We start from the raw sequence: 16289 nt of genomic DNA, 5'->3' as shown, positions 1-16289 counted from the left end.
AACCGCGAAACCTTCGCGTGCCGATCCAGGGATTGATGGGGCCCAATCCATAAATGTTCCTTACGCTATCCTTTCCTGTAGCGACTTGATCTCTTCCTATCCTCGACGCTGACGATATGTCTCAGGCGAGGCCGAGCTTCTGTGCCAGCCCGATCCGCTGCAGCTTGCCGGTGGCCCCCCTCGGGATCTCCGGCAGGATGACGATCCGCGCCGGCACCTTGAACGGGGCGAGGCGCTCGGAGGCGAAACCGCGGATCTCCTTCTCCCCCGCGGAGGCGCCCTCGCGCAGGACGATGGCGGCGGCGACCTCCTCCCCGAGCTTGTCGTGGGGCAGGGCGAAGGTCACGCATTGCAGCACGGCGGGGTGGTCGAGGAGGATCTCGTCCACCTCGCGGGGGCTGATCTTCTCGCCGCCGCGGTTGATGATCTCCTTGAGCCGCCCGGTGATCGAGAGGTAGCCGTCCGGCGAGAGCACGCCCTGGTCGCCGGTGCGGAACCAGCCCTGGGGGGTGAAGGCCTCGGCATTGGCCTTCTCGTTGTTCTCGTAGCCGGCCATGACGTTGGGACCGCGGATCACGATCTCGCCGGGCTCCCCCGCCGGCAGGGGCTCCCCGTCGGCGCCGACGACGGCGATCTCCGGGCCCGCCGCGAGGCCGACCGCGCCGGGGCGGTTCTTCTGCGGCGGCAGGGGGTTCGAGGCCATCTGGTGGGCGGCCTCGGTCATGCCGTAGGCCTCGATGACGGGGGCGCCGAAGGTCTCCTCCAGCTCGCGCAGCACCTGCGGCGGCAGGGAGGCGGAGGAGGAGCGGATGAACCGCAGCGGCGTCGCGGCGATGGTCTCGCGGTTGCGCCCGGCCCGGCCGAGGATCGCCTGGTGCATGGTCGGCACGCCCGTGTACCAGGTGGGCTTGGCCTCCTCCATCCAGCCGAAGAACTTCAGGGCGTTGAAGCCCGGCGTGCAGCAGACCTGCCCCCCCGCCGAGAGCGGCGCCAGGATGCCGGCGATCAGCCCGTGGATGTGGAACAGCGGCATGATGTTCAGGCCGCGGTCCTGCGCCGTGAAGGCGAGGCTGGTGCGGATGTGCCGGGCCGAGGCGCTGACGTTGCCCTGGCTGAGGGGCACGATCTTCGGGCGCGAGGTGGTGCCGGAGGTGTGCAGGACCAGGGCGACGTCCCCCGTCCCGGCGAGGCCACCGTGGGCGGAGGGCTCGCCCGCCTCCCCGGCGAAGGCCAGGGTGAAGCTGCCCGCGCCCTCCTCCGGGGTCGGTGTCAGGCGGGCCACGGCCATGCCGAGCTTCTCGGCCACCGCGACCGCCGCCGAATCGCTGCCCTCGGCCACGACCAGGAGCCGCGCCCGCAGGTCGTTGAGGTAGAACTCGAACTCGTCCGCCGTGTAGGCCGGGTTGAGGGGCGCCGAGGTGGTGCCCGCCGCCACCGCGATGAAGGCCGCGGCCATCTCCGGCCCGTTCGGCAGGACGATGGCGACCCGCTCGCCCCGGCCGATGCCCCGGGCGTTGAGGGCGGCGACGGTGCGGTCGGTGAGGTCGCGCAGGCGGCCGAAGGTCAGCGGCACGCCGCCGGGGCTCGTGAGGGCGGGGGCCTCGTCCGCGCCCGCGGCGATGAGGTCACGGAGGGTGGTTGCGGGTGCGGCCACGGGGGCGTCCTCGGATGGCGTCGGTTCGGGGGAGGTCAGGCGGAGGCGATGGCGAGGTGGCCGTTCGCCCGGTCGAGGCTCTGGGCCAGCAGCCGCATCAGGGCGTAGACGCTGTCGATATGCGGCGTCGCCACCCCGATGAGGCGCCCGAGCTCGATCACCGAGCCGACGAGCGCCTCCAGCTCGATGGGGCGCCCGGCCTCCACGTCCTGGAGCATCGAGGTCTTGTGCGCACCGACCTTCTCGGCGCCGGCGATGCGCCGGTCGATGCCGACGCGGAAGGTGATGCCGAGCGCGTTGGCGATCCGCTCGGCCTCCTTCATCATCTCCGTGGCGAGGGCCCGGGTGTCGGGGAAGCGGCAGATGTCTTCCAGCGTGGCGTGGGTCAGCGCGGAGATCGGGTTGAAGCTGAGGTTGCCCCAGAGCTTCAGCCAGATCTCGGCCCGGATGTCGGTGGTGACGGGGGCCTTGAAGCCGGCCTGGGTCAGGCGCTGCGAGATGGCCAGCACCCGCTCGGACTTGGAGCCGTCGAGCTCGCCGAGGCCGAAGCGGTTGCCCTCGATCACCTTCACCGTGCCGGGGTCGGTGAGCACCGCCGCCGGGTAGACCACGGAGCCGACGACCCGGCGGGGGTCGAGGTGCCGGGCGATGAGGCCGCCGGGGTCGGCGGTCTCCAGCCGGGTGCCCGCGTGCTCGCCGCCGTATCCGCCGGTGAAGTACCACCAGGGGATCCCGTTCTGCATCGTCACCACGGTGGTGTCCGGACCCATGAGGGCCTCGAGGTCGGCGGCGATAGGGCCGACCTGATGGGCCTTCACCGTGAGCAGCACGAGGTCGTGCGGCCCGGCCTCCTTCATCGAGCGCGTCGCCCTCACGTTGCGGGCGTGGCGCTCCGTGCCGTCCTCCTCGATCAGCCGCAGGCCGTCGCGGGCGATGGCCTCGGCGTTGGAGCGGGCGATGAAGGTGACGTCCTCGCCGGCCTCCGCCAGCTTCACGCCGAGATAGCCGCCGATGGCGCCGGCGCCGACGATCGCGATACTCATGGGACCCGTGTACCCTGCAGGGATGATTGGCGATGCCGCGCGAGGCGGCTTGCGTCGACTGTATCGGCGGCACCGCCCCGCCTGCCAGACGAAACGGGCCGCCGCACGGAACGATCCGCCGCTAGCTTCGCGCCACGAACCTCGCCCGCATGGGCTTGAGCACGAACATGGCCAGGAAGGCCGCCAGGAAGGCCATGCCCGAGGCGACGTAGAACACCGTCTGCCAGCTCCCGGTCTGCGACTGGATCAGCAGGAAGACCGGCAGCAGCAGCGAGGCGGTCCCCTTCGCCGTGTAGAGCAGCCCCGAATTGGCGGTGGCCGACTGGCAGCCGTAGGTGTCGGCGCAGGTCGAGGGGAACAAGGAGTAGATCTCCCCCCAGGCGAAGAACACGAGGCCGGTGAGCAGCACGAAGGCGAAGGGGTGATGGGCGAGCAGGCCCAGCGCCAGGATGCCGACGCCCTCGATGGTGAAGGCGAGGACCATGGTGTTCTCGCGCCCGATCCGGTCCGAGACCCAGCCGAAGAACGGCCGCGTGACGCCGTTGAGCACCCGGTCGATGGTGAGCGCGAAGGTCAGGGCCGGCAGGGTCAGGCCGAGGATCGAGACCGGCACGCCCTCGACCTTGAAGTCCTTGGCGATGGGGCCGAGGGAGGCCGTGGCCATCAGGCCGCCCGCGGCCATCAGCACGAACATCAGGTACATCAGCCAGAAGACCGGCGTGCGCACCATCTCGGAGGGGCCGTATTGCCGGCGGGTGACCGCGTTGGCGGCGGGCACGCCGGAGAGCATCCGGTCCTTGAAGCCGGCATCGGGGGCCGACAGCAGCTGCGAGGCGATCATCACCACGAGGCCCTGGCCGAGGCCGAAGACGAGGAAGGTGTGCTCGTAACCGCTGTCGCGGATCATCGCCGCGATCGGCACGACGGTGAGGGCCGAGCCCGCCCCGAAGCCCGCCGCGGTGAGGCCGGCGGCGAGGCCGCGCCGGTCCGGGAACCACTTGAGGGCGTTGCCGACGCAGGTGCCGTAGACCGCCCCGGCGCCGATGCCGCCCACGGCGGCGGCGGCGTAGAGCATCGCCAGGGACTCGGCGTAGGCGTTCATGGTCCAGCCGAGGGCGCAGAGGCCGCCGCCGATGAGCGTCACCACCCGCGGGCCGTAGCGGTCCACGAACCAGCCCTCGATCGGCACCAGCCACGTCTCGGTGATGACGAAGATGGTGAAGGCGACCTGGATCGCCGGCTTGCCCCACTGATACTTGTCGTTGATCGGATTGACGAAGAGCGTCCAGCCGTACTGCATGTTCGCGATCATCGACATGCACAGCACGCCGAGGGCGAGCTGGCCCCAGCGGCCAATGGCGGGGGCACCCACCCCGGAGGCGCCGACGATCGGACCCCGCGCGGGATCTGCGGCAGGCATGGCCATGTAAGGGGGCGCTCCTCTGCGAACTTTAACCTGAGCGCCAAGGTTCTAAAGCAGTAAATAAACGATACAATATGCCAGCCGGCGGGATCATTCATTGTAGATCGGCAAAATATTTTGCCGTCGCTCGGAAAAATTTGAACGGCGGCGCAACACGGGGAGTGGGCGGCGCAGCGAGAGCGACCTTCCCCGCCGCCTTCAATCCGGGGCCGCGGGGCGGAGCCGGGGATGCGGGCGAGGACCCCGCTCACGCAGACGTGAGCGACACCCGCCCCCCGCCTGCCCCCGGCGCCATGCCCCCGTCCCGTTCCGTTCGCCCGGCGATGGGCGCATAAGGCGGGCGCACGGGGGTGTGGGGATGGAATCAGGGACGACGGCGAGATGAACGCGCACAGGGCCGAGGGAACGCTGCCGGTGGCGGCGATCGACGGGGCGTCGCCGGTCTCGCCCCCCACGCCGGCCCGGGCCGAGACGACCACCTACGGGATCCTGGCGGCCCTCAGCCTGTCCCACCTGCTGAACGACCTGATCCAGTCCCTGGTCCCGGCGATCTACCCGCTCCTCAAGCAGAGCTTCGCCCTCGATTTCGGGCAGATCGGGCTGATCACCCTCACCTTCCAGCTCACCTCGTCGCTGCTCCAGCCCGTCGTCGGCTTCTACACGGACAAGCGCCCGAGCCCCTTCTCCCTGACCGTGGGGATGACCTGCTCGCTCCTGGGCATCGTGCTGCTGGCCAGCGCGTGGTCCTACGGGGTGCTGCTGGTCGCCGCCGGGCTCGTGGGCATGGGCTCCTCGGTCTTCCACCCGGAATCCTCGCGCATGGCGCGGGCGGCCTCGGGGGGGCGCTACGGGCTGGCCCAGTCGGTGTTCCAGGTCGGCGGCAACACCGGCCAGGCCCTCGGGCCGCTGCTGGCCGCCTTCATCGTGGTGCCGAACGGGCAGCACAGCGTGATCTGGTTCTCCCTGGCGGCGCTGGCCGGCATCGGCGTGCTGGCCTGGGTCGGGCGCTGGTACCGGGCGCGCCTCGCGGCGGCGGCCCGGCGAGGCGCCAGGGCCGGGGGCGCGGAGCAGGTCCTCCCCCACGGGAAGATCGTGGCGACCATCGGCATCCTGATCGTGCTGATCTTCTCCAAATTCTTCTACATGGCGAGCTTCAACTCCTACTACACGTTCTACCTGATCGACCGCTTCCACGTCTCGGTGCAGGCCTCGCAGCTCTGCCTGTTCGTCTTCCTCGGATCGGTGGCGACGGGGACCCTGGTGGGCGGCCCGGTGGGCGACCGGATCGGGCGCAAGGCGGTGATCTGGGGCTCGATCCTGGGCGTGCTGCCCTTCACCCTCGCCCTGCCCTACGCGAACTTCTGGCTCACCGTGGCGCTGACGGTGCCGATCGGGATGATCCTGGCCTCGGCCATGCCGGCGATCCTCGTCTACGCGCAGGAACTGCTCCCCGGCCGGGTCGGCCTCGTGGGTGGCCTGTTCTTCGGCCTGTCCTTCGGGATGGGCGGGCTCGGGGCGGCGGTGCTCGGCGAGGTCGCCGACCGGACGAGCATCGATTACGTCTATCGCCTCTGCGCCTTCCTGCCGGCCATCGGCCTGCTGGCGGCCTTCCTGCCGCGGATCAGACCAGCCCGGTAGCCAGCATGGCGACCACGGCCGCGAACATGCAGGCCGTGGCGACCCAGCCGAGGACCCGCAGCGGCCCCCGCACGGCGAAGGCCCCCATGATGTCGGGCCGGGCGGCGGCGCGCATCATCACCGCCATGATCGGCACGGCGATGACGCCGTTGACCACCGCGCTCCAGTACAGGGCGCGGATGGGATCCACCGCCCCGAGGCTGATCACCATGCCGACGAGGGTGGCCAGGGCCACCGTCCCGTAGAAGGCCCGCGCCTCCAGCAGGCGCCGGCCGAACCCCACCGGCCAGCGCCGGGCCTCCCCCACGGCATAGGCCGCCGAGCCCGCGAGCACCGGCACGGCGAGCAGCCCCGTCCCGATGATGCCGAGGGCGAAGACCGTGGCGGAGAACGGCCCGGCGAAGGGGCGCAGCGCCTCCGCCGCCTGGGCCGAGGTCTGGATGTCGGTGATGCCCCGCGGATGCAGCACCGCGGCGGCGGTGACCATGATGGCCAGGGCCACCGCGTTCGAGAAGGTCATGCCCACGAGGGTGTCCACCTCGATCCGGTGGAGGGCGCCGCGCCCCTGCTCCGGGGCGCGCAGGAGGGGCTGGCGGCGCGGGAAGGCGCCCAGGTCCTCGGCCTCCTCCGCCGCCTGCCAGAAGAACAGGTAGGGGCTGATCGTCGTCCCGAAGAGGGCGACCAGGGTGGTGAGGCCCGGCCCGTCGAGGGTGAGCCGCGGCACGGCCATGGCCAGGGCCAGCTCCCCCCAGGACACCTGGGCGAAGATCACCACGCCGAGATAGGCGAACAGGCTGAGGGTCAGCCACTTCAGGACGGTGACGTAGCGGGCGTATTGCAGGGCGAGCTGCATGAAGGCGCACGCCCCCGCGAACAGGGCCACGTAGAGCCAGCGCGGCCCGGGCAACAGCAGGTTCAGGGCGTCGGCCATGGCGCCGAGGTCGGCGCCGAGGTTCAGGATGTTGGCCGCGAGGAGGAGGAGCACGATGCCCTGGAGCACACCGTTCGGATAATGCTCCCGCAGCACCCCGGCGATGCCCCGGCCGGTGGTGCGGCCGATCCGGGCGGCGACCATCTGCACCGCCGCCATCAGCGGCAGGGTGTAGAGCATGGTCCAGCACAGGCCGTAGCCCAGTTGCGCCCCGGCCTGGCTGTAGGTGGCGATGCCGCTTGGGTCGTCGTCCGAGGCGCCGGTGATCAGGCCGGGGCCCAGCGCCCGCAACGGGCGCGGCTTCGACGGGCCGACGACCGGGCTCGCCTCCTCCGGATCCTCGATCGGCCGGGGGGCTCGCGGGAGGGTCACGCGTGCGCGGCCAGGGCCGGCGGCGGGGCGGGGGCGCGCTCGGCCCCGCGGGGTGCCGACCGGGCCGGCTCGCCCCCCTCCGCACCGATGCCGATCTCACGCCACGCGGCGGGCAGCGCGATCACCACGCAGGTGTCCGCCCGCATCCGCCAGTCGGCGATGCCCGCCGCCTCGCTGAACATCGCCTTGGCCGCATAGGCGGCCGCGACGTCCGACCGGGCGGCGACGACCGCGCGCCGCTGCAGGACGCTCCGGTCGTCACCGAGGGCGTCCGGAACGACTTTGTGGAACATCACGAGGTATTCGCCCATGGCTGGACTCCGCTTCCACCGCGAAGTCCAGCCTGCCCCCGCACCGGGGCGCCCGCCTTGATCCAGCGCAAGCGCCGGGGCGGCTCAGGTGCGCCAGGGATGGGCGGGCAGCTCCGTCTGGCCGATGGCGCGGGCGCCGGCCTCGGCGACGGCGTCGTCGTTCTCCACGGTCGAGCCGCTGACGCCGATCGCCCCCGACATCACCCCGTCGGAATCGACGATGGGGATGCCGCCGGGGAAGGTGATCAGCCCGTCGTTCGAATGCTCGATCCCGTAGAGCGGGCCGCCCGGCTGCGAGAGCTGGCCGATCTGGCCGGTCTTCATGCCGAAGAACACCGCCGTCTTCGCCTTCTTGTGCGCGATGTCGATGGAGCCGACCCAGGCGTCGTCCATCCGGTGGAAGGCCTTCAGGTTGCCGCCGGAATCCACGATCGCGATGCACATCTGCGTGCCGAGTTCCTTCGCCTTCCCCTCGGCGGCCCTGATCGCCGTCAGGGCTTGCTCGATCGTGACATGCATGGCGCTCTCCTCCGTCGTTTCGGGCTGAGAGGCTTATAGGACGGGTCAAAGTGACTCAATGCAGTCCGCCAGCCTATCGCCGCCTCGACAGTAACGCGGTGATCCTGCCCCCGTCGGCGTCCCGAAATGCTCCGGAACCGAAACCGACACTGCCCCGTTTTCCCATGTGGTGGATGCCGGACCGGGCCAACTCGTCTCGTCCCCGCACGGGCCGGGCCCCGGAACATCGTCGGTATACCGAACAATCCGTAGTCTTAAAAAGACTGCCGCTTAACCATATTGGAAAAGTCGGTCGTTCGCCGCCAAATCTCCCGTCGGTCCGCACCGATCGGCTGCACCGAGCTGATTACTTAACTGATTTTTACAGCTTTGCGCCGGCCGGATCCCGTCGTATGAAATTTTTATAGCGTATTCACGCGAATCGAAGGGCCTCGCGGAGGGCCCGCGTGAACGGCGCGAGGGAGCACACGTCATGTCGAGCCTCGCCGAGGCAGCGCCGCCCGTCGCGAACGGCTTCGCCGCACGCCGCGCGATCGCCCGCGCCAACGCGAACTGGTTCCGAAGGTTGGCCGCCCGCGCCCAGCATGATGGCGGGCCCGCCGCCGTGCAGCGGGCCGCCAACGCCCGCAGGGCGGCCCGCCTCGTCCTCGCCCAGGCGCGGCGCGAGGCGCTGGTCCACCGGATGATGGAAACGGCCGCCCTGTCCGTCTCCTGACCGGGCGCCGTCCGCGGCCGCGCCTCAGGCGGGGATGCGGCCGATGTCGGCCGTGTCCTCGGCGGCGACGCCGTTCTGGCGGTGGCGGAAATCGCTGAGCGCCCGGTAGACCTGGAGGCGCGCGCGCATCACCGAGCCGAGGGGCTTGTGCTCCGTCAGGCTGTGGGCCGGGCGGAAAGTCATCACCTCGTCGAAGTAGCGGACCCGCTCGGGGGAATAGGCGTCCTGCCGCGGCAGGCGGATCGTCGCCACCGTGCGGTAGGGGCTGACGGAGACCGGCCAGTCGATCGAGGCGTCCTCGATGGGCTGGCGCCCGGCATCCGCCCAGAGCTGCGCCTTCAGCTCATAGACCACCTCGTTGTCGCGGAAGAACGCCGCCGCCGCGTGGCGGAACCCGTCCTCGTCGCCGCTCGGGTCGAGGCGCCATTCGGCCAGGGCGCGCTGCGCCTCCGCCGCCGGCACCGCGCCGAGCTTGGCCACGTAGTCGCCGAACCGCATCGGCGCCTGGCTGAAGTAGCTGTCGGCCAGGGGGTGGCTGTAGGGGTGGCCGAAGAAGTCGGCCAGGGCGCTCTCGGTGCCGAAGGCGTGCAGCACCCGGTTCAGGTTGCGCGCGGTGGCGGAGACGGCGCTCTTGACGCCCTCCGGCAGGCCGGTCGACTTGCCGATCACCGTGCCGTCGCGCAGGAACCCCGCCGCCGTGCCGGAGGGGAAGGTCGTGCCCGTGGCGAGCACGAAATCCTGCGTGTCGGCGGAATGGCCCGGCAGCTTCTCCCCCGGCACGCCGAACACCTTGATCGACATGCCGCGATGGGTGGAGACCCGGTCGCCCAGGGTTTCCCCCGGCCCCTGGGCGAAGCGCACCGCCACCGGGTGGGTGCCGGGCTTGGCGAACAGGCCCTGCGCGAGTTCCGGCGGCAGGCCCTCGGGCACCGTCAACTCGCCGGTGACGCAGGCCGAGCTCTTGGCGTGGCTCGCCCGCACCGCATGGTGCTCGCGCGCCTCCACCGTCTGCGACTGCTGCGTCATCCCCTGGATGATGCCGTCGATCGATGCCTGCTCGTCGGGGGCCGGCGTCTCGATGTCGGGCGTGTAGCGCAGGTAGTTCATGGGGCCTCTCTGCCGGTGTGCGAGCGGGGCGGATTTCTCTCTGGCCGACAAGCAGCGCGGCGCCCGCCCGTTCCCGCCGGACCGTCCCAAGACGCACGAGGGCGATTGAATGCCGCACAATCTGGAACGGGGCGCGTCCCGGCTAGTTCTGTCCTACGGCCGACCGTGGAGACGGACCTTGGAAGCACCTGTACGCTATAGCCCTGACGTCGAGCAGGTGAAGCCCGATGAAGGCAAGACTATCGAAGGCCTGTGCGAGACCTTCGATACCATCCTTCAGCGGGTCGCCGACGATTCGGGGCACGCGGTGCGCTCGGTTCACGCCAAGGCGCACGGCATCCTCGAGGGCGCGATGCGCATCGAGGCGGGGTTGCCCCCGGAGCTGGCCCAGGGCCTGTTCGCCACCCCCGGCGAGCACAGGGTCTACATGCGCCTGTCGACCAATGCGGGGGACATCCTGCCGGATTCGGTGTCCCTGCCCCGGGGCCTCGCCCTGAAGGTCCTCGACGTGCCGGGCGAGCGCCTGCCGGAGGCGGAGGGGACGACGCAGAACTTCATCATGGTCAACGGGCCGGTCTTCCAGGCACCGAGCGCGGACAAGTTCCTCGGCAGCCTGAAGCTGCTGGCCGGCACCACCGACCGGGCCGAGGGCCTGAAGGTGTTCGGCTCAACCGTGCTGCGCGGGGTCAACAAGGCCCTGCAGGCGGTGGGCATCGAGAGCCCGACGGTCGCCTCCCTGGGCGGCGCCCCCAACGTCGATCCCCTCGGCGAGACCTATTACAGCGTCACCCCGTTCCGGTACGGCGACTACATCGCCAAGTTCTCCCTGCGCCCCGTGGCTCCGGCCCTGACCGCCCTCACCGGCACCGAGATCGACGCCTCCGGGCGGCCGAACGCCATCCGCGAGACGGTGCAGTTCGAGATGGTCGGCATCGAGGGGGTCTGGGAGTTCTGCGTCCAGCTCTGCCGCGACCTGGAGCGCCAGCCGGTCGAGGACCCCACCGTCGCCTGGGACGAGGCGGAGGCCCCGTTCCAGCGGGTGGCGACCATCACCGTCCGCCCGCAGGACAGCTGGGACGCGGGGCAGGTCCAGGCGGTGGATGAGGGGATGCGCTTCAGCGTCTGGACCGGCCTCGCCGCCCACCGGCCGCTGGGGAACATCAACCGCGCCCGCAACGCACCCTACCGCCACTCGGCGAAGTTCCGGGAGCGCTTCAACGGCTGCCCGATCCACGAGCCCCAGGCCGGGCGCTGACGGTCGGGCCGGATCGGCCGGGGATCCGGGAACGGAGCCCGGCCGGCCCGGGTTGCCCGGCCGACGCCCCCCTTCTTCTTCTTCACGATGCACGAGCCGGAGCCGGGCGGGCCGCGCCCTCGCCTCCGCCTCGCCCTCCGGATCGGAACACCCTGACATGACGAGAGCCGCCCGCACCCGGACGCCGCTGACCGCCCTCCTGCTGGCAGGCGCCGCCATCGCCGCCGGCCCGGCCGCGGCCCAGGACCCCGCCGCCGGGCAGGGCGTGCTGACCAAGGTCGCGAGCTTCGACCATCAGGTGACGGGGATCACCGTGGCGAAGGATGGGCGCATGTTCGTCAACTTCCCCCGCTGGAGCGAGGACGCCCCGGTCTCGGTGGCCGAGGTGAAGGACGGCAAGCCCGTCGCCTACCCGGACGCCGAGTGGAACGCGTGGCGCAACGCCAAGAAGGACGAGGTCGACCCCAAGACGCATTTCGTCTGCGTGCAGAGCGTCGTAGCCGACGGGCAGGACCGGCTGTGGGTGGTGGATGCCGCCGCCCCCGCCATGGCCCATGTGGTCAAGGACGGGCCGAAGCTCGTCGGCATCGACCTGAAGACCAACAAGGTGGTGAAGACCATTCCCTTCGACACGAGCACGGTGATGCAGGCCTCCTACATCAACGACGTGCGGATCTCGCCGGACGGGAAGACCGCCTACCTCACGGATTCCGGCGCCGAGGGCGCGCTGATCGTGGTCGACATCGATGCGGGCTCGGCCAAGCGGGTGCTCTCGGGCCACCCCACCACCATGCCCGATAAGAGCGTGACCGTGCAGTACGACGGCAAGCCCCTGCGCCGCCCGGACGGGCGCGGCGTGGAGTTCTCCGCGGACGGCATCGCCCTCTCGCCCGACGGCAAGACGCTCTACTGGCAGGCCATCAAGGGCAAGACCCTCTACAGCCTGCCCACGGACGCCCTCACCGGCTGGGCCACCGCCTCCTTCGTGCCGGAGATGCTGAGCGACAGGACCCTCGGCGGCAAGATCGCCACCGTGGGCGAGAACGGCCCGGCCGACGGCCTGCTGATTTCGCGCAAGGACGGGCGCATGTACGTGACCTCGCCGCAGGACAACGCGGTCAAGGTCCGGGACCTCTCGCAGAACGGCAAGGGCCTGACGACGGTGGTGCAGGACCCGCAGCTGCGCTGGCCGGACACGTTCTCCGAGGGGCCGGACGGCACGATCTACGTGACGACGTCGCACATCCAGGATTCGGCGGACTACAAGCCCGGCGCGCCGATCAGCCTGCCGACGGAGCTGTGGTCCATCAAGCCGCGCCCGGCGGACGTCACCGGCTCCACCGGCCGCTAAGCCCGGCGCCGCAGTCCGGCCGGGGTGCCGCCGCGGCACCCCGGGGGCCGGCCTCGCAGGCTCGCCCCGGCAGTCGGACCACTATTCGACTTATTCCAACTTGAGATAAACCGCGGCAACGGGTTTTCGTCGCACAATCCGAAAGTCCTTGCCGGGTCCATTCCACCACTATAATCAGCGTCAACTCAGAGGGCGCGATAGATTAGAGTGGATATAATCTGGCAGTCCGTGCCCGGTTTGCCGCCGAGCACTTGCCCGGCCCTGGGACCATCGGCGCCACCGTGAGCCGGGCCGCCCTCCTCCCGGTGCGCGCCCGGCTCGGCGACCTCGTGGAGGGCGTGCGGCCCCTGGCGCCGTTCTTCTGCCTGTACGTCACCTTCGGGCTGACCCTGGGCTTCCTCTCGGGCGGGGCGCCGCTGATCCTCCGGGCCCGGGGCACGGACCTGTCCGAGGTCGGCCTGCTGCAGCTCATCAACCTCCCGGTGGGCCTCACCTTCCTCTGGGCGGCGGTGCTGGACAGGGTCCGCCTCCCGCTGCTGGCCCACAGGATTGGCTGGATCGTCGCGGCGCAGGGCGCGACGGCGGCGCTGCTGGCGGCGATGAGCTTCGGCGAGGGATGGCCGCTGCCGGTGCTGCTCGGCCTGGCGGTGGCGGCCTGCGCCTGCGTCGCCACCATGGACATCGCCCTGGAGGCGCTGGTCGTGGAGACGGTGCCCGCGGGCCGGCGGGCCTATGTCGCCTCGGCCAAGCTCTGCGGCGCCTCCCTCGGCGGCATCCTCGGCGTCGGCGTCCTCGTCGGGGCCTACGACAGCCTGGGCTGGCGCGCGGCGGTCCTGGCCTGCGCCGCGATGGACCTCGCCTGCCTCCTGCCGATCCTCGCCTATCCGGAGCGGCGCCTGCGCCGCCGGGGGGACGCGCCGGAGCGGTGGTCCGGGTCCTTCGGCCGCCTGCGCCACCTCGCGCCGCGGATCCTGGCGCTCGGCGCCTATTTCGCGGCGGCCTACCTCGTCTCGGGGCCGAACACCCTCGCCCTGCTCGACCTGCAGGTGCCCCTCGCCGAGGTCGGGTTCCTCACCGGCAGCGTCCTGCCGGCGGTGAACCTCGTCATGGCCCTGGTGGCCGGCGGCCTCGCCGTCCGGGTCGGGACAGCCCGCCTGATCGTCCTCGGCGCCCTCGGCGTCCTGGCCTCGGGCGCCCTGATGGCCGCCGCCTGCGCCGCCGGCTCGGCGCCGGTCGCCATCGCGGCGACGGTCCTCAACTTCGTCTGCGGCGGCATGCTCGGCGTGCCGGTGTTCAACATGATCTACCGCTGGGCGCAGGGCCCGCGCCCGGCCACCGACTACGCCCTCCTGTTCGGCGCGGCCTTCTTCGCCGCGATGCCCCTGCGGGTCGCCGCGGCGGCGCTGGCGGAATGGCTCGGCTGGGCCGTGTACTTCGCCGCCGCGCTGCCGGTCTACGCGGCGGCGGCAGGCGGGCTCGCCCTCATGGTCGCCCGCACCCTGCGCGGCGACCAGGGGGGCGCGCGATGATCGCCGAGGTCGCCGCCCACGTGCCCCCGTCCCTCGGGGCGTACCGGGACGGGGTCGCCGTGGGCCCCGGCGGGACGGCGGCCCTGCCGCTCGCCTCCCTGCACGACCCGGCGGTGTTCGACGGGGCGATCACGGCCTTCGCCGCGGGCTATGGCGGGGCCGACCGGCGCGCCGTCGTCTCGTACTGGAGCCAGCACTACCTCGCGGCGCTGGCCACCCCCGCCCTCACCGCGCTGATGCGCCTCGGCCGTCCCCTGCCCCTGGCCTTCGCGGCCACGAGCCTCGAGCTGGACGAGGGCGGGCGCCCGGCCCGGCTCCTCATCCGCGACGGGGGCGCCTGCGGCGGGGCGGCCTGCCCCGCCGGCCTCGCGGGGCTGGTGGAGGGGCATCTGCGCCCCTTCGTGGCCCTGTGCCACGCCCGCTGCGGCCTCGCCCCCCGGGTCCTGTGGGGCAACGCCGCCACGATCCTCGGGCACGTCGCCCGGGAACTCGGGGGCGACGCCCCGGCCTGCGAGGAGGTCGCGGCCTGCCTCGGATGGCGCGGCGGGGCGGCCTGCGCTACGACCCCCCTGGCACAGGCCCTGCGCCCGGACGCGTCGGGCGGCCCGCGGCGGCGCGCCTGCTGCCTGCGCCACCGCCTGCCGGGCGTTCCCTCCTGCGGGGCGCTCTGCCCCCTCGAACGCTGTGCCCCGCCATGCTGAAGGCCTTCCTCGCCTATTACAGGCCGCACAGGGCCCTGTTCCTCCTCGATTTCGGCTGCGCCGTGCTCTCCGGCCTGCTCGAACTCGGCTTCCCCGTGGCGGTGAAAGGCTTCATCGACACCCTGCTCCCCCGCCAGGATTGGGGGCTGATCCTGCTGGCGGCGGCCTGCCTCGCCCTGATCTACGTGGCCAATGCCGGGCTGATGGTGGTGGTCACCTACTGGGGGCACGTGCTCGGCATCAACATCGAGACCACGATGCGCGCCCGCGCCTTCGACCACCTGCAGAAGCTCTCGTTCCGCTTCTACGACGGGCAGAAGACCGGCCACCTCGTCGCCCGGGTGACGAAGGACCTGGAGGAGATCGGCGAGGTCGCCCACCACGGCCCCGAGGACCTGTTCATCGCGGTGATGACCCTGGCCGGCGCCTTCCTGCTGATGCTCTGGGTCCACCCGCCGCTGGCCCTCATCACCGGGGCGATCCTGCCGGTGATCGCCTTCGTGTCCCTGCGCTACGGCGGGCGGATGACCCGCAACTGGCAGGCGCAGTACGGCCGGGTCGGCGCCTTCAATGCCCGGATCGAGGAGAATGTCGGCGGGATGCGCGTCGTGCAGGCCTTCGCCAACGAGCGGCACGAGCGGGCGCTGTTCGCCCTCGACAACGCCCGCTACCGCGACACCAAGCTCGAGGCCTACCGGCTGATGGCGGCGGGCCTGTCGATCAACTACCTCGGCCTGCGCCTCGTCCAGATCGCGGTGCTGCTCGGCGGCGCGGCCTTCGTGGTGCGCGGCGAACTCACCCCCGGCGGCTTCGTCGGCTTCCTGCTCCTCGTCGGCGTCTTCTACCGGCCCCTGGAGAAGATCGGCGCCGTGGTCGAGACCTATCCGAAGGGCGTCGCGGGGTTCCGGCGCTACCAGGAGCTGCTCGCCACCGAGCCCGACATCGTGGACCGCCCCGGCGCGGTCGAGGCCGAGCCCCTGCGGGGCGACATCCGCTTCGAGGAGGTCAGGTTCGGCTACGGGCGGGGACGTCCGGTCTTCACCGGCCTGAACATCACCGTCGCGGCGGGCGAGACGGTGGCCTTCGTGGGTCCCTCGGGGGTGGGCAAGACCACCCTCTGCGCCCTGCTGCCGCGCTTCTACGACGTCGAGGCCGGGCGGATCACCATCGACGGGCTGGACCTGCGCGCCATCACCCTCGACTCCCTGCGGCGGCAGATCGGCATCGTGCAGCAGGACGTGTTCCTGTTCGCGGGCACGATCCGCGAGAACATCGCCTACGGCCGCCTCACCGCCACCGCGGCCGAGATCGAGGAGGCCGCCCGGCGGGCGCGGCTCGGCAGCCTCATCGACGGGTTGCCGGAGGGGCTCGACACGGTGGTGGGCGAGCGGGGCGTGCGCCTGTCCGGCGGGCAGAAGCAGCGCATCGCCATCGCCCGGGTCTTCCTGAAGAACCCGCCGGTCCTCATCCTCGACGAGGCGACCTCGGCCCTCGACACGCAGACCGAGCGGGAGATCCAGCGGGCGCTGGCCGACCTCGCCCGGGGCCGCACGACGCTGATCATCGCCCACCGCCTCGCGACCATCCGCGACGCCGACCGGATCGTCGTCCTCGGCGAGGGCGGCGTCGTCGAGCAGGGCCGCCACGAGGTCCTTCTGACGGCGGACGGCCCCTACCGCCGCCTGCACGCCGCCCAGTTCGGCCGGGCCGGGGAGGCCGGGATCGCGGCGGCGGAGTGAG

At 71.6% G+C, this 16289-nt stretch carries 14 protein-coding genes; 7 read left to right on the top strand and 7 right to left on the bottom strand.

Annotated features, from left to right (window positions below; all coding sequences use genetic code 11):
• Positions 1 to 121: 121 nt before the first annotated feature.
• The 3 genes from MKK53_RS07080 to oxlT form a co-directional block, all read right to left on the bottom strand.
• Positions 122 to 1693 carry an acyl--CoA ligase gene (locus tag MKK53_RS07080; RefSeq protein WP_279598877.1) on the bottom strand — a complete coding sequence of 524 codons (1572 nt, stop codon included), beginning with the start codon at positions 1691 to 1693 and terminating at the stop codon, positions 122 to 124.
• Positions 1690 to 2697 carry a 2-dehydropantoate 2-reductase gene (locus MKK53_RS07075; RefSeq protein WP_243927981.1) on the bottom strand — a complete coding sequence of 336 codons (1008 nt, stop codon included), beginning with the start codon at positions 2695 to 2697 and terminating at the stop codon, positions 1690 to 1692. Before MKK53_RS07075 ends, MKK53_RS07080 begins: the two co-directional genes overlap by 4 nt.
• Before the next feature lie 121 nt (positions 2698 to 2818).
• Positions 2819 to 4123 (bottom strand): oxalate/formate MFS antiporter, encoded by a 1305-nt coding sequence (gene oxlT / locus MKK53_RS07070; protein WP_243927980.1) that lies wholly within the window; start codon positions 4121 to 4123, stop codon positions 2819 to 2821.
• 378 nt (positions 4124 to 4501) lie between these two features.
• On the opposite strand from oxlT, the gene MKK53_RS07065 reads away from it, so the two are divergent.
• On the top strand, positions 4502 to 5758 hold the full coding sequence (locus MKK53_RS07065; RefSeq protein WP_243927979.1) for an MFS transporter: 1257 nt from the start codon (positions 4502 to 4504) through the stop codon (positions 5756 to 5758).
• On the opposite strand, the gene MKK53_RS07060 is transcribed toward MKK53_RS07065, so the two are convergent.
• The 3 genes from MKK53_RS07060 to MKK53_RS07050 form a co-directional block, all read right to left on the bottom strand.
• Positions 5742 to 7061 (bottom strand): NRAMP family divalent metal transporter, encoded by a 1320-nt coding sequence (locus MKK53_RS07060; protein ID WP_243927978.1) that lies wholly within the window; start codon positions 7059 to 7061, stop codon positions 5742 to 5744. The two genes, MKK53_RS07065 and MKK53_RS07060, sit on opposite strands and share 17 nt — an antisense overlap.
• Positions 7058 to 7372, bottom strand: a complete 315-nt coding sequence (locus tag MKK53_RS25555; RefSeq protein WP_313901532.1) for a hypothetical protein — start codon at positions 7370 to 7372, stop codon at positions 7058 to 7060. Before MKK53_RS25555 ends, MKK53_RS07060 begins: the two co-directional genes overlap by 4 nt.
• Before the next feature lie 84 nt (positions 7373 to 7456).
• Positions 7457 to 7891 (bottom strand): GlcG/HbpS family heme-binding protein, encoded by a 435-nt coding sequence (locus MKK53_RS07050; protein WP_243927977.1) that lies wholly within the window; start codon positions 7889 to 7891, stop codon positions 7457 to 7459.
• 472 nt (positions 7892 to 8363) lie between these two features.
• Between MKK53_RS07050 and MKK53_RS07045 the strand changes: the two genes are divergently transcribed.
• Positions 8364 to 8606 carry a hypothetical protein gene (locus tag MKK53_RS07045; protein WP_243927976.1) on the top strand — a complete coding sequence of 81 codons (243 nt, stop codon included), beginning with the start codon at positions 8364 to 8366 and terminating at the stop codon, positions 8604 to 8606.
• A 24-nt stretch (positions 8607 to 8630) separates the two neighbouring features.
• Here the strand turns inward: MKK53_RS07045 and MKK53_RS07040 are convergent, their stop codons facing one another.
• The gene (locus MKK53_RS07040; RefSeq protein ID WP_243927975.1) at positions 8631 to 9713 is read right to left on the bottom strand and encodes a catalase family protein; all 1083 of its coding nucleotides are present in this window, start codon (positions 9711 to 9713) and stop codon (positions 8631 to 8633) included.
• A gap of 178 nt (positions 9714 to 9891) precedes the next feature.
• Between MKK53_RS07040 and MKK53_RS07035 the strand changes: the two genes are divergently transcribed.
• From MKK53_RS07035 to MKK53_RS07015, 5 genes are all read left to right on the top strand, one after another.
• The gene (locus MKK53_RS07035; protein WP_243927974.1) at positions 9892 to 10968 is read left to right on the top strand and encodes a catalase family protein; all 1077 of its coding nucleotides are present in this window, start codon (positions 9892 to 9894) and stop codon (positions 10966 to 10968) included.
• A 157-nt stretch (positions 10969 to 11125) separates the two neighbouring features.
• On the top strand, positions 11126 to 12319 hold the full coding sequence (locus MKK53_RS07030; protein WP_243927973.1) for a major royal jelly family protein: 1194 nt from the start codon (positions 11126 to 11128) through the stop codon (positions 12317 to 12319).
• Between the two features lie 251 nt (positions 12320 to 12570).
• The gene (locus tag MKK53_RS07025) at positions 12571 to 13848 is read left to right on the top strand and encodes an MFS transporter (RefSeq protein ID WP_279598858.1); all 1278 of its coding nucleotides are present in this window, start codon (positions 12571 to 12573) and stop codon (positions 13846 to 13848) included.
• Positions 13845 to 14549, top strand: coding sequence for a siderophore-iron reductase FhuF (gene fhuF / locus MKK53_RS07020; protein WP_243927972.1), 705 nt, complete (start codon positions 13845 to 13847; stop codon positions 14547 to 14549). Before MKK53_RS07025 ends, fhuF begins: the two co-directional genes overlap by 4 nt.
• The gene (locus MKK53_RS07015; protein ID WP_243927971.1) at positions 14543 to 16288 is read left to right on the top strand and encodes an ABC transporter ATP-binding protein; all 1746 of its coding nucleotides are present in this window, start codon (positions 14543 to 14545) and stop codon (positions 16286 to 16288) included. The genes fhuF and MKK53_RS07015 overlap by 7 nt, the downstream gene beginning before the upstream one ends.
• Position 16289: the final 1 nt, after the last annotated feature.

Source organism: Methylobacterium sp. J-076, from assembly GCF_022829405.1.
GTDB lineage: Bacteria > Pseudomonadota > Alphaproteobacteria > Rhizobiales > Beijerinckiaceae > Methylobacterium.
Note: the sequence above shows the minus strand (reverse complement) of the source record. Positions and strands in the feature narration are given on the sequence as shown.

Coding starts and splice junctions, on each gene's coding strand:
- MKK53_RS07045 (WP_243927976.1), top strand. CDS start 8,364: ATGTCGAGCCTCGCCGAGGCAGCGCCGCCCGTCGCGAACGGCTTCGCC.
- oxlT (WP_243927980.1), bottom strand. CDS start 4,123: ATGGCCATGCCTGCCGCAGATCCCGCGCGGGGTCCGATCGTCGGCGCC.
- MKK53_RS07015 (WP_243927971.1), top strand. CDS start 14,543: ATGCTGAAGGCCTTCCTCGCCTATTACAGGCCGCACAGGGCCCTGTTC.
- MKK53_RS07050 (WP_243927977.1), bottom strand. CDS start 7,891: ATGCATGTCACGATCGAGCAAGCCCTGACGGCGATCAGGGCCGCCGAG.
- MKK53_RS25555 (WP_313901532.1), bottom strand. CDS start 7,372: ATGGGCGAATACCTCGTGATGTTCCACAAAGTCGTTCCGGACGCCCTC.
- MKK53_RS07065 (WP_243927979.1), top strand. CDS start 4,502: ATGAACGCGCACAGGGCCGAGGGAACGCTGCCGGTGGCGGCGATCGAC.
- MKK53_RS07075 (WP_243927981.1), bottom strand. CDS start 2,697: ATGAGTATCGCGATCGTCGGCGCCGGCGCCATCGGCGGCTATCTCGGC.
- fhuF (WP_243927972.1), top strand. CDS start 13,845: ATGATCGCCGAGGTCGCCGCCCACGTGCCCCCGTCCCTCGGGGCGTAC.
- MKK53_RS07040 (WP_243927975.1), bottom strand. CDS start 9,713: ATGAACTACCTGCGCTACACGCCCGACATCGAGACGCCGGCCCCCGAC.
- MKK53_RS07030 (WP_243927973.1), top strand. CDS start 11,126: ATGACGAGAGCCGCCCGCACCCGGACGCCGCTGACCGCCCTCCTGCTG.